This window comes from Caballeronia calidae (assembly GCF_900044055.2).
Taxonomy (GTDB): domain Bacteria; phylum Pseudomonadota; class Gammaproteobacteria; order Burkholderiales; family Burkholderiaceae; genus Caballeronia; species Caballeronia calidae.
Window position 1 is genome coordinate 1 of the sequence record NZ_FCOX02000114.1, and the last position, 12153, is coordinate 12153.

A 12153-nucleotide genomic window follows, 5' to 3' on the forward strand; every position below is an offset into this window, starting at 1 on the left:
TTTCGCGGTAATGAACCATACAAAAAGTGGCAGAATCAGCATGACAGCGAAACCGGCTTGACGCTTTTGAATGTCATCCACGGCGATGCTCCGGAGGCGGTTCCCACGATGCGATCTTTAGGCGATCGAGTTCGGCGCGAGCGGCGCGTAATTTCTCGGGCGAGAGCGACATTCGCAGCAGGATGAGGGCTTCCGCAAGCATGGTCGGTGATGGCTCGGACTGCATGGATGTGCCTTTGGTTTGCAGTGCGGAGAGACTGGCGACCAGTTCGCCCAGTACATCGAGGCGAGCTAAGACCTCTCGGTTGCGATCGCCAAAAAGCGAGTCTTTGATGTACTCCGACACGTTGCCGTCGAAGCGTACCGAACGTTCTTCGAGCTCGACTTTTTGCGCCTCGGTGACGCGGATGCAGATCGTGGGCACGTCTCGGCCTCCATGTATCACCGTTGTTTTACAGAGTAGTAACCATCTAAAAAGGTTTCAAGGATCATCGTAAAACCTTGGTTTTACGCAGCTTCGCTTCGGTCAAAAAAATGCTACGCATTTTCAATGGCTTAGTCAATGCGAAGCGTTGCGTATGGTGTATGGCTTTAAGGGCCAATCCATACCCGGAAATTTCGCTCGAAGAAGGGCCGTTTTTCCTCTGTCCCACGCGAGCAAAGAAACGTTCGCTTGATCCCTCGCGCTAATGCGCGAGGGCAGCGAACCGGCCAACGGTGCTAACGGCCAAAGGATCATTTCGGGATCAACTCAGGATCATAAAATGTCGAAAATCGTATTTGACTGATGAAAAAGGATCTCCTAGAGTACTGACAAAGATCACTCGGGGATCACCGGTCAATCAAAAATGGTGAGATCCGCCAAATGACGACCTTTGACTTCAGGCCACGAAGTGATGCGGCCGTCGTCCGCAATTTGCTGAGCGAAATCGAAGCTGCTCAAGACTCGGGTGCCAGTCGCCAGGACCTCTGGCGTAATCTGTGCGACCATCATCACCTGAAGCTGTCCTTCGATGCGTTCTGCGTTGCGCTGAAGCGCGCGAGGGCGAAGAAAAGGAAGAAGGTCAGTGCCGAGGCTCGCGTCCCCACCCCTACATTGAGCGCGGAAAAAGCCCAGCGCCATAGAGAGAGCACGCCAGAAGGCATTGAGAAATCGACATACCAGCATTCTATTAGCGCGCGCGGAACGGAGCAAACCTCAGAAAGCTCGCCGCGCAAAAATCGCATAAGAACGTCCAGAGATTTCGTCGATGTTCATAAACTGGACTTCAACGAGTTTGACGACAAATTTAAGTGAGGTACAAATGAAAATCGCCGTCCTGAACTACAGTGGCAGCGTTGGAAAGACGGTGGCGGCTCACCACTTGCTAAAGCCGCGGATGTCGGAAGCCGCATTTTTTTCGGTAGAGACCATAAATCAGTCGGCGAGCGACATCGGTGCCTCAGAGGTTTCGCAACTACAAGGGAAAAAGTTTGGCGAACTCCTCGAAGCTTTAGTGCTGGAGGAGAATGCGATCGTCGATATAGGTGCGTCAAACATTGAGTCGTTTTTTGAATCGATGTCGCGATTTTCGGACTCGGAGCGGGAGTTTGATTTGTACGTTGTCCCGGTCACGCCGGATCAAAAGGCGTGGCAAGAGAGCCTAAAAACCGTTGAAGCGCTTTCAAATATCGGCGTGCAGGCTGAATGTATCCGCTTGCTACCGAATCGCATTGTGGCCGATCCGGCGGACGAAATCCCCGCGATATTCAACTACGTCAAAAAGACCAAGAAAGCGCGTATCAGCGAGCATGCGTACCTTTTTGAGAGCGAGATCTACGGTTACCTTGCTGCCAAACGCATGAGCTTCGCGGAACTGATCGACGACGGCATGGACTATCGCGCGATGGCCAAGTCGGAGACCGATACCGAGAAAGCAAAAGATTATGCAAGGAGGTATCGCTGGAAGAAGCTTGCGATTCCTGTTCGTAATAATCAGGATGATGCCTTTACGGCGCTGGTGGCATGAGATGGAGCGCCCGCCTACAAAGGAAGAAGTGCTTTTCGAGTGGTTCCTGGGCGACTCCAAAGAGATTCTCGCTGATCTGAGGTCAGCCATCGCGGATGCGACCAATGTGCGCGATGGCATGAGCCAGGCAAAGATCGAACTTGATGCGACCGTGCGGACCGCGACGCGCGAACTCATTACGGCGCATCGCGAGTTGACTCAGGCGATCCGAGATGCCAGAGCGGCGAACGCCGACGCCGCGCAGGTCGTCGCGGCGAGCGGCAAGCGAGCCGCCGCCGCTGGCGTGCTACAGGCACTGCCTGCATTGGGAATCTGTTGCGGCGGGAGCGCTCTTGTGGGCGCGGCGATCGCCGCGTTCATCGTTCATTGGCTTGTCTAATCGCGAACGAAACGGTGTAGTGGTGAAGTGTTCGACTTTTTTTCACGATCGCCGAGAACGCCCAGAGAACAATTCGATGGGAAGGGAGCTTTTCTATCTCCCTTCTACAGGCCAGTAAGATCGCGAACCAATTTGTCGAATGGATCGTGGATTCAGTTCTCGCCGTTCGCTGCGGCAATCACGGCTTTGGCGACGTGACACGCGGCGCAAAGCCGTTCGACCAAGTGTTCGTTTCGTCCGTTCGGGCAGGCGAGGGCGTGTAGCAAATCGTCGGTACGCGCGACCATTTTTTGCAGACTTTCGAACATTGCCGGTGAGGCTTCGCAGAGGAGCCAAGCGGCGCGGCCGCCGTAACGCAAAAAAGCCCCGTCGAGGGTGACACCTTCGGCAACGCTTCGGCCGTCATCGTCAGTGATCGAGACGATGCGCGCGCAAGCGGCGCTGCTGCGGTCGCGTTCGGTGCAGATTTCCGCGGGGTCTCGATGCTTGGCCACGGCGATCGCTTCGGTTGCCGTCGGCGCTTCGATCTGGGTCCGACCGTAGTGCGGAACATTGACGGCATAAACAACGGTGAAGTTGCTCACGAGTTCTTTCTCCTTATTTCGAAATCGGGTCCGCGGCCTGGGCCGTTGCGCCCAGGCCTTTGGGCGATGTCTTCACGCTGCTTGTTGTGCCTCTTCGCCTTGCAGTGAAAACAGGAACTCGCAGGCTTTTTGCGCTTGGCTCGCGGCCGAGAATATCGCCTTCTTGTCGCCCTTTAAGACCTTGAGCCAGTGATCGAGGTATGCGGCATGATCTTCACGGACTTCCGGGGTGAGGCCCAACTGCGCGCATACAAAGGCGGCGCCCATCTCGGCGATCAATTCTTCGGCGGCGTAGGCGTCGTCGCCGAAGCGCTTGCCGAGCTGCCGGTCAAGGCGCGTCTTGTGGCTGGTCCAGTGGGTGAGCTCGTGGGCTTTGACAGATGCGTAGCTTTCGGCTGTATTGAATGCCTCGGGGATAGGCAACTGCACGATGTCTTGAAGGGGTGCGTAGTATGCCCTATTCCCGCCGTGACGGATGACAGCGCCGGTATTGGCAAAGAACACTTGTGCATGCTCGATCAGCTCGTGGGGCTCTGTCTCGACGGACTCCGGTTCTGTGCGGTATTCCGCGGGCAGGTTCTCGATCTGGTCGACGTTGAACACGGTGTAGCCCTTCATGAAAGGAATCTCGCGTTCGATCTCGTCGCCTTTGTCGTCTGTCTCGCTCTTGGTGACTTTGTTGGCGTAGACAACGAGGCTTCCGTGCTCACCCTTACGGACGTTTGCGCTGAGCGCCTGCGCTTGCTTGAATGTCATCCAGCGATTGGATTGGAAGCCTTTGTCGAGCTGCTCGCCCCAAAGAAGCAGAATGTTGATGCCTTGATAAGGGATGCCGTTGTGACGCACGGGAAGCGTGATCCGGCCTTCGGTGTTTCCGCCTTTCCAGGGCTTGACCCACGGCCTGACGCCCTGCTCCAGGTCGGCGATGATCTTGTCCGTCACCCGGCTGTAGATGTCGGGAAGAGCGGTCTTCGTTTGCGCTTTCATGGTCGTTCCTTTAGGTCTCAGGGTGGATGTGCTGGGGTTGCGCACATGCACCCGACGACCGTCGGGCGACGACCGGGGAGGCAAGCTGCAAGGGCTGGACGCGGGGAGGGGGATCACCCGGGATTTTTTCAGCGCTTCATCGAAAAAAATTTGGGGAGACCCCGCGGCCAGGGCGAAGCCATTTCCCTTGTAGCGCGCCAGGGGCAGAGCCCCTTCCATGTCCTTTTGCAAGTCTTTTCTGAACAGCTTTCCCCCGCCATGCGTAGCATGGCGTCGTACCTCAAATCAGAGGGCCGTTGGGTCGGGAGTCAGGCCGCGATGGCGGCAGTCGATCAAACTTCCATACGCGGGTTGGTTACCGCACGAGCGTTTTTCGTCGCAGGTTTATCTCTACTTAGCGCGGGCATCGGAACGATCAACGCTCCGGCCTCATGGGACGTCTCGAGAATTACCTTGACTGCACGCCTGCCTCCCGACCCCAACGGCCCGCAGAAAAACGAGCTATTGAGCAAGCGATGGTCTCCTGCTCGATAGTCCAAATGAATCCCGCGAGTTCTCGTGCGATCGCTGCGATCGCAACGATGGGTTTCTGTACTGCGTGATTGAAGCTGTCGATAGCGCGTGCAGAGGCGTGCTTGCGCCTTCCATTGCGCCTTCCATGCAATGTCGCGACTCGGCTTTGGCAGGCGCGCCGACAGTTCAGCCTTCTCCTTCGCGACTCGTGTGCTGGATATTTGTAGCTCCACGCTGCCTCGGATCAACATCCGCCGGGCCTCTCGGTTGCCGGCTTTGGTGATGCCACCGCGATGGATTCGATCACCGCTGGAGTTCCGAGGGAACGTGGCCGAGATATGACATCAACAACTGAGGCGTTTCAAACCGAGAGAGGTCGCTGACTGTGGCAACGAAGGTCGCGGCAGAGATTTTCGATGTGAATGAAACCGTTGTTGCCTGGATACTGCGATGGCGTCAGGCTCTCTGTGGCTGGAGGGGGCCGAAACCGAGCAGCGTCAGCCAGTGATCATGTGGTTTGCCGCTCATCAATTAATTGGGTATCCTGTCGGTTCGTTAGACGAATCATCTGTGTGCAAAGCGACGATGATACGATGATTGAAGACAAACTGCAGCAGACCAAGCCAAGCCCGTCCGCCGTTCAGGTTCCGCCGGTTGGTCAGGCAGACGCGGATGCGCGAGTTGAGATTTTTACCAGCGAGGCCGGAAGTATTGGGCGGCCACGGTCAGCCACGGACGTGGATGACGCTGAAAACGAGGAGGGCGAAGTCGAGGAAGCTTCGTCATATCGGATGAGCGAGGCCTCACAGCATTGATGAAGAGCGGTGTACACGGTGGGGCCACAAGTCCCTTCTGCAAGCTCGTGTTCCCGGTGTACCGCGTTAGGCATTGCGCGCGCCGTCGAATCCGAATTGAGGCATCAGGGGCCAGCGGCGTGGGATGCGAGCACGATCTGAAGCGGCTCGTAGGGACGATCCGTTCGGGGGGGCGTTAATTTTCCGAGCCGACGAATACCATCGGCCCGTCCGCCTGCACGCAGCGTACCGGGGCGCTGCGTACTGGGTTCCACGCCATGCGATGGAGTTTGCCATGGCATGGCGCGCATGGCGTCGCAAATATGAAAACTTGCGCGGGGTTATCCGGGAGGCAGGCCGGGCCAAGCATAGCCGACGGGACGGGGATAGAGGATGGAAAGCGCGTGACGTTGCCACCGATTCAGATCGATCCAGCGAATAACGCGGACATTATTTGTAATCATCCGGTTGCGCAAAAGCGTCAGAGCCTCTCTGGGTGTAATCGTGGTCGGTGCTACAGTTCGGGGGCGTTGTTGCCAGCGGGCAAGCGCTTCTTCGACATGCGCGAGCGTCAGGCTTTGTTTCGCGGCAAGTGTAAAATCGTTCATGTCCATCGGCACATGATAGCAGCCCTTGGATATGGATTCGGCCCCAGTCATGCTGAGTTTATCCTTGGGCCTTCGCTTGCAACTGGTTGCGGATTTTTGATCACCATAAAGTGTTAAGGATGATTATAAAAGAATCGATACACGATCGAAAGTCCATGTGTGATTGTAATCACTTTATTCGGCAACTTGTTGAATTGGCAAGTGAGAGTGATGTTAACTTTAAAAAATGAGGGCGCCTCGGTGACACCGGCACCCGCCCGCACGCACGTCCCATCCGCCCGAGTTCGACAGGTACGGTTCGTTTTTGAGCTGTTTTTTTGCTTTGGCATCCATATAAATCATGCGCTTAGCCGTTTGCGCCGATACTTCATTGTTGTGGCACGCCTTCTCGCCGTTAGCATTGCCGGTAGGCATCGCGTCGCCTATAGTTGTGCCATGTTCATCAAGATCACGCGATCCGGCCCGCGCCAATACGTCCCACTCGTGGAGGATTTCCGCGACGAGCACGGCGTTTCTCGCCAACGCGTCGTCGCCACGCTCGGCCGCCTCGATGCACTCAGGGCCGGCGGGTGCGACGCGCTTCACAATGGACGATGGTGGACGATGGTGGACGACGGGCAAGCCCACGCTCGAAGAAGGGACCGGCGACGTCGCGTTCGCGCCGGCGCGCCCGGTTGGCGACACGTGGATGCTTTCCGCGCTCTGGCAGCAGCTTGGAATGGCCGAGGCGTTCCGTCGTGTTTTGCGCCCCTCGGCAGTTCGACGGCGAGCATCTGCTGCGCGTGATGGTGTGCAACCGGCTGTGCGATCCGAAGTCGAAGGCGGGCATCGCGCGCTGGCTCGAGAGCGCGCTGGTGCCGGGTGTACCAGCCCGAGTCGGTCACGCATCAACGGCGGCTGCGCACGATGGACACCGTGGTCGAGCATGCCGACGCGCTGGACGAGGCACTCGCGAGCTTGCTGCGACCGCTGATCGATCAGCAACTGTCGACGTCTTCTACGACCTGACGACGATCCGCACCGAAGGCGCCCAACCGCACTTCTTGCAAGAGGCGTTGGTCGCTACAGCTCACGCCGGTGCGCTGACTGTCGCCGCATTGCGGCGAGCGCGCGGCAAGTTCAAAATGAAACTAGCTATCAAACAACAGGGAAAGCGTGCAGCAAGACTTTGAGGCCGATGAAGGCGAAAACCGCAAGTTCGACCGGCGCGGCGCGAACGACGTCGACCGTTATCACAATCACGACGATTCGCATCGTTGGCCCGCGGAAGCACCGAGCGTCGAGCTCGCGCGCGTGGTGCTGAAAGTCGACGGGTCGATCACGCTGAAGCGGGCCGCGGCGTGGCTGACGGGGCACCACCACGCCGCGCCCGCGTTGCCGATCAAGCCGACGCGCATGGAACTCGCGGTGGTGATCGCGCTGGCCGAGACCTACGGCGCGCATCTATATAGAGCCGCGCACTTTGTGCCGGTGCTCGACTTCATCGCCGACTATGGAGCGGTCGCCTTGGTGCAGCGCGTGATGTATGGCGCACGGCCTGACTCGGATAACAGCGCGGACTCCGACGTCACCGCGCGTACGGCGGAAAACACGCGGCTGGCCGAGGTGCTGCGCGAGGCGCGCGTGACCTTCGAGTTTCTGTGCGCGACCTGGCCCGACGTCTTTCTCGCGGAGACCCACGCGCTACTCGCGAGCCTCGGCGTGCAGGTCCGTCTACCCGATGCGGAGCGGCTGCCGCCAATGGGCGCGGGTGACGCCGACTGCGACGTTGATGCCGATCACGATGACGGCGGTGGCGACGACAACCCAGGGCGTGATCCAAGGCGCGACGAAGGACGTGGCGAAGGTGAGGGGGGCGGTCGTGGCTGAGCGTCGTTCGCCTTTCGGAAACGCCACGGCCCCCGGTCACGCCGACGTCGCAATCCCGCGCGGCTTCACGACCAAGGATTTCACGGCACTGCGCGCTTACGTGCAGTGCATCGCCCCGGCGATCATCGCGCGCATCTACTCCGACTCGGACGAAGACGCACACGCGGCGACGCCCGGCGCGATGAAGCGGCCCCTCAACGGGATGATCGACACCCTGTTGCAGCTCGCGCTCGCCCATGGGTCTAGGCCGCTCGCCGAGCACCTGCGCGCCTCGATCAAACAGCACGGCCAACCCAAGCTCACCGCGGTGACGTTCCGCATGCTGAGCGAGGCCGCGCAGCTTGCTGCGGCATCACCCGCACCCGGATCACCCGATCGGCGCATAAAAAGGGAGGGCATCGCGAACTCGGTGACCTGGTCGCATTCTGCAATCGACGCGGCCCGAGCCGGTGGCGCTCGATTCCGCGCATCGGGCGCGGGCGTGCTTGCGCGATCGTGAGCTGGCTGCGCAAGCAGCAGGCGACGCTGCAGCGGACGGTCGAACTCGATGTCGATTCAGCAGAGCAAGAGGGCGTGCCACTGGTCGCCGATGAACTCGTCGAGGTGGTGTACCGGATTTTTCATCCGAACGGAAGTCTGAGCGACTCACACTCGCGCCGCTCGAGCGCTTGTCGGTGCCGCACGCTTATCCGGCGCCGTGGGAGAAAATCGCCGACGGCCTTCTGTTATATCCAGGATCCAGGCGAGCCACGCATCTCGATGCGGTGCGCGCGTATCTGAACCGCTAACGCGATCAGCCGAAAACGCTGCGCGCCTACACCAAGGAACTCGAGCGGTTCTTACTGTGGGCGGTGATGTTGCGCGGCAAGGCGTTGAGCGATCTGCGCGTCGACGACTGCGAGGCCTAGAAGGATGTTCTGCCCCCGACCCGCGTTTTGTGGGTGAGCGCTTCGTGAGCACTCGCCGCGCTGGTGTCCTTTCGCTGCGACCAGAGACGGGTCCGCGGCGCTGTCGCCCGAATCGCAGTGGTATGCGGTGCGCGTGCGCTACCTGGCCGGTAACCCGAGGGTCGCAGTCAACAATCAGCCGATCGTTCGGCGCGAATTCGATCAAGATAGAGTGGGCGTTGCCGGCCGAGTTGGGCGCAGGCTACGTGACGAGCTCGACGTGCGCTGTGCGATCCGCTCGCCTCCCAATGGCGGGCGCACCGGCCGGTCGGGAACCATGAAGAGCCGGGCGCGCCATCGCACATGACGGAAGCGAGGTACACCGCCGATGGACGCAATCGCTTGATTGGCCGCACTCGCCGATCCGACCCAAAATAATTTCAGAAATTGCGTTAATTTCGGCAAGTGCTGAAATTAACCTTTTGGGTGAAATTCGCGTAGTTTCGGAGATTGTAGTGCTTTCACGAATGCTGAAAAGACCGAGAGCAATGAAAGAGGTCGAGGCACTGGCAGGTGAGGCCCTGAGAAGGGTACTCGAAAAAATCCCAATTCTTCACATCGAAGAGATCGACGCCGAACGGTAGCTGACCACTGGGAGTCAGATTTGATCACCCGGCTTGTCGTTGACGGTCAACAACGCTTGCTCATCTGCGAAGTCAAGCAAATGTGCAACCGCGTTATGCGCGTTCCGCGCTGCTGGAACTTCGAAATTACATTGCGTACGCTCGATTGCAAGGCCATGGATATGCTCAGCGTGACGGGCTTCGGCGATTTCAACTACGGCGCCAGGTTTCCGCCCGCCTGCGGCCTGCGGCCTGCTGAGGGGCCTGGAGCGCAGATTGCGCAGTGCTCCGTGCAGCCGCTCAATAGCAGTCAGAGGTGGTAAATGTCAAGGGATATGCGCGTCACCGCGCGCCATGCGTGTCGTCACGTTGTACACTAAGTCATGTTGACCCCTTTTTTGTCTATCAACTTGGCGTTGAATGCGCATGGGTGGTGCGCATGTATTGCGTAAGGCGGCAGACTGCGGCGAAGGGGAACTTATTCATACGGGTCGATCCGAAGATGGTAGAGAATGTGCAAATCCTCGTTGTCGATAACGCTCCCACCTTCCGTCAGCGGGTTGCGGAAGCGATGCGGGACTCTTGTTTGCCGCTCGTGGTAGTGGTGCGGCAAGCGGCATCTGAAAAGGAGTTATATGATGTATGCGCCGATGACGGCGTTGCCGTCGATTTGCTTGTGATCGAGTGGGAGTCCGCGTCCGCGGACACGGCATTCGGTGCGATTAAGAAAAGATTGCCTCAAGTTCCGATTGTGGTCTCATCGCAGAGCAACAGCCTCGCGGTTCCACAGCAGGCGTTCGCCGCAGGCGCGGCCGGATTTATTCGTCGCGATAGTCCGCCTGCACTGATTCGAAGCGTAATTGACGTCATTCTCTGCGCGGAGGGCTTTGCCGTTCCGGATCATTTTCGGCCCACATGAAACGCCTCTCGTAGGACCATGAGAGCGCCGCGTGCCGCCGAGCGATTACATACGAATGACGGTTACCGGTGCGATGAGCGCGTAGCCTAGCCGCGGCATTCTGACAATATAGATAGACGACGGATCAATGCTGCGAAGCGTCTGTCGCAGGACGCGAACGACGCGCGCCAGCTCGACTAGGCGGTCAGGTTCGGGTGTGTCGCGTGAGGCTGTTTGGGCCGCAAGGCGTTCGAAATTCAGGAGGGTTCCCGGCGCGCGCACGAACTCGTTCAGAATTTGAGCGGTCCGACTGTCTAGCATGGTGCGACGTGCCGGGTTTCGCAGATCGCCCGCCGCGCCAATCACTGCGTCAAAGTAGACGCACGTGCCAATCATGAACCGATAGGGCTCATCTGAAAGGAAGGGGTCTCTGGTCATGGCTTCTCTATTATCGTAGCCATCCAATCGGCGAAAGGCGTGCGGCTCGCCCACCTCGGAATGCCGACATAACACAGCGGCGTACGTTGCTCCACAACGGCGGACGGGATTTTCATTGGATGATAGCGCGATGAATATCGTTCCGTAAACGCTGGTGGAAAAATTTCACTGTGACCTGATCTTTAAGCCGCGCCTTGCCACGGTCCCGCCTCTCACGCGAGGGCGCAGAGCATAAGCAACGGCGGCCTTGGCTTCCCGATGGCTCCGGACCTGGGCTAGACGTGGACGGGTGCCGGGTGATGGTCCGACCGGCGGCCGACCGTCACTGAAACCTCGATATCCTCATCAAGCTTGCTAAGAATTTTCATCAGCTTGTCCACGGTGAAGCGAGCGAATCGGCGTTTCGGATACGGACAAATTCGGCATGCGACATACGTAAGGGCTTCGGCTTGCGCGTGGGCAGTTTGCGGTCTAAAACACGCCGATGATCTCGGCAGCGATGCTAGCACGCAGTTGTTCAAGCTCAGCATCGGGACGGTGGAAGCGCGGAAGACGTGACTGCTGCCGTGTACGAGTTCAAAATCGTGGTCGTGGTTGCTCATCGCAAGGCCTCCTTCAGTCGCTTCAGCCGTTCGTTGATCAGTGCGATCTCTGCTTTCGGTGTCTCTTTTGATCCATGAAATCGGCCGTTGAGGGCGCCGCCATTCATTAAATGCAACTAACGATCCTTCCGATTGGTGGTCCACAATAACACGCGACGCAGTGGGCGCGGCACCCCTAACGTGTCAAGTTGCCGCGAGGCCGCAGCCGTGCCGGCGCTGCCGTGCGCGGCGCTGACGACGACCATGATCGCGGCGACATACACGCGTCGGCCGAGAAAGCGCACCGAAAACGGCGTAGTGCGCCGCCGGCATTTAGCGCAGCAGAAGCTGTAGGGAAAATCGCTCTCCGAGCGAGCTTCGCAAGGAAGTCCACGGGGTTTGCGGGGATAACGGGCGCGGTGACGCACACCGCCGCAACAGTGACAACGCTGCGCGGGCCGGGCTGGCGAAATCCTGATTGATGTGAACAGCAGTTGATAGAAATTTGGATGAAAGATACTCACGTGGCACACTGGGAACGTTTCAGATTTTGGCGAACCTGAACTCTCTCTTGGGCGTCGTTTCTCAAGATGCCTGAGGGAGATCCCCGGCGTCCCTCACGCAATTTGCAAAAAACGTCCCAAATTCCCATCGACTTCCGTGCTCACGCTCACGGAGTCGATTAATTGACCTCGGCGCTGCGGGGCAAGACGAATTCCTCAACTGCACAGGGCTCTGTTGGGCCGGAATCGTCTGCCGTTCGTTTCGAAGCTCATGAATGCCGCCGAGCACATCTGCAACCAGCCGCCTTCTGCAGTATCCAGTTGCCCGCATCGGCTCCCGTGTTATTTCAGGGTGCCAAGATCTGACCGCAGATTGTTCCGGAAAACGCACCCGTACGATAAGTTATCTTTTTGCGACAGCAGCATCGCTTCCGAAGGAGGCCGGCGGGAACGGCGCAGGCGCGGCTCCTGTGTGCCAGA

The 12153-nt window shown here is 58.6% G+C and carries 16 protein-coding genes and 1 pseudogene; 10 read left to right on the top strand and 7 right to left on the bottom strand.

The annotated features are described in order from the left end of the window. Positions 1-73 precede the first annotated feature (73 nt). Positions 74-424: a hypothetical protein gene (locus tag AWB78_RS39445; RefSeq protein ID WP_062612290.1), complete on the bottom strand. Its 351-nt coding sequence runs from the start codon at positions 422-424 to the stop codon at positions 74-76. Between the two features lie 441 nt (positions 425-865). Here AWB78_RS39445 and AWB78_RS47135 point away from each other — a divergent pair, with 441 nt between their 5' ends. Genes AWB78_RS47135 through stbC form a run of 3 tightly spaced genes read left to right on the top strand, consistent with a single transcriptional unit; the run spans position 866 to position 2388 of the window. Then, positions 866-1297 carry a hypothetical protein gene (locus tag AWB78_RS47135; protein WP_157697796.1) on the top strand — a complete coding sequence of 144 codons (432 nt, stop codon included), beginning with the start codon at positions 866-868 and terminating at the stop codon, positions 1295-1297. Between the two features lie 7 nt (positions 1298-1304). Then, positions 1305-2009 (top strand): StbB family protein, encoded by a 705-nt coding sequence (gene stbB / locus AWB78_RS39455; RefSeq protein ID WP_062612295.1) that lies wholly within the window; start codon positions 1305-1307, stop codon positions 2007-2009. A 1-nt stretch (position 2010) separates the two neighbouring features. Beyond that, positions 2011-2388 (top strand): plasmid stabilization protein StbC, encoded by a 378-nt coding sequence (stbC, locus tag AWB78_RS39460; protein ID WP_062612297.1) that lies wholly within the window; start codon positions 2011-2013, stop codon positions 2386-2388. A gap of 152 nt (positions 2389-2540) precedes the next feature. On the opposite strand, the gene AWB78_RS39465 is transcribed toward stbC, so the two are convergent. The 3 genes from AWB78_RS39465 to AWB78_RS49975 form a co-directional block, all read right to left on the bottom strand. Beyond that, entirely contained in the window at positions 2541-2972 is a 432-nt protein-coding gene (locus AWB78_RS39465) for a hypothetical protein (RefSeq protein ID WP_062612300.1), read from the bottom strand. A gap of 72 nt (positions 2973-3044) precedes the next feature. Continuing rightward, positions 3045-4178 carry an ArdC family protein gene (locus AWB78_RS39470; protein ID WP_232478067.1) on the bottom strand — a complete coding sequence of 378 codons (1134 nt, stop codon included), beginning with the start codon at positions 4176-4178 and terminating at the stop codon, positions 3045-3047. 597 nt (positions 4179-4775) lie between these two features. After that, complete coding sequence (locus AWB78_RS49975) at positions 4776-4916, bottom strand: transposase (RefSeq protein WP_082883609.1); 141 nt, start codon at positions 4914-4916, stop codon at positions 4776-4778. A 149-nt stretch (positions 4917-5065) separates the two neighbouring features. Here AWB78_RS49975 and AWB78_RS39475 point away from each other — a divergent pair, with 149 nt between their 5' ends. Continuing rightward, on the top strand, positions 5066-5287 hold the full coding sequence (locus tag AWB78_RS39475) for a hypothetical protein (RefSeq protein WP_157697797.1): 222 nt from the start codon (positions 5066-5068) through the stop codon (positions 5285-5287). Between the two features lie 320 nt (positions 5288-5607). On the opposite strand, the gene AWB78_RS47140 is transcribed toward AWB78_RS39475, so the two are convergent. After that, positions 5608-5925, bottom strand: a complete 318-nt coding sequence (locus tag AWB78_RS47140; RefSeq protein WP_157697798.1) for a hypothetical protein — start codon at positions 5923-5925, stop codon at positions 5608-5610. A 384-nt stretch (positions 5926-6309) separates the two neighbouring features. Here AWB78_RS47140 and AWB78_RS48905 point away from each other — a divergent pair. The 6 genes and pseudogenes from AWB78_RS48905 to AWB78_RS39500 all read left to right on the top strand — a co-directional run. Next, positions 6310-6902, top strand: a pseudogene (locus AWB78_RS48905) (IS1634 family transposase N-terminal domain-related protein); the annotation flags it as partial. Positions 6903-7029: 127 nt separating this feature from the next. Continuing rightward, positions 7030-7743: a hypothetical protein gene (locus AWB78_RS39485; protein WP_062612308.1), complete on the top strand. Its 714-nt coding sequence runs from the start codon at positions 7030-7032 to the stop codon at positions 7741-7743. Further along, complete coding sequence (locus tag AWB78_RS48910) at positions 7736-8242, top strand: hypothetical protein (RefSeq protein ID WP_232478068.1); 507 nt, start codon at positions 7736-7738, stop codon at positions 8240-8242. Before AWB78_RS39485 ends, AWB78_RS48910 begins: the two co-directional genes overlap by 8 nt. Continuing rightward, a complete protein-coding gene (locus tag AWB78_RS44515) occupies positions 8158-8523 on the top strand; it encodes a phage integrase family protein (protein WP_232478069.1) in 366 nt (121 codons plus the stop codon). Before AWB78_RS48910 ends, AWB78_RS44515 begins: the two co-directional genes overlap by 85 nt. A gap of 771 nt (positions 8524-9294) precedes the next feature. Next, positions 9295-9576 (top strand): hypothetical protein, encoded by a 282-nt coding sequence (locus AWB78_RS49475; protein ID WP_062612312.1) that lies wholly within the window; start codon positions 9295-9297, stop codon positions 9574-9576. Between the two features lie 179 nt (positions 9577-9755). Beyond that, positions 9756-10172 carry a response regulator gene (locus tag AWB78_RS39500; protein ID WP_157697799.1) on the top strand — a complete coding sequence of 139 codons (417 nt, stop codon included), beginning with the start codon at positions 9756-9758 and terminating at the stop codon, positions 10170-10172. Positions 10173-10217: 45 nt separating this feature from the next. Here the strand turns inward: AWB78_RS39500 and AWB78_RS39505 are convergent, their stop codons facing one another. Continuing rightward, positions 10218-10589, bottom strand: coding sequence for a winged helix-turn-helix domain-containing protein (locus AWB78_RS39505; protein ID WP_062612316.1), 372 nt, complete (start codon positions 10587-10589; stop codon positions 10218-10220). A gap of 275 nt (positions 10590-10864) precedes the next feature. Then, positions 10865-11191: a helix-turn-helix domain-containing protein gene (locus AWB78_RS39510; protein ID WP_062612318.1), complete on the bottom strand. Its 327-nt coding sequence runs from the start codon at positions 11189-11191 to the stop codon at positions 10865-10867. Positions 11192-12153 lie beyond the last annotated feature (962 nt).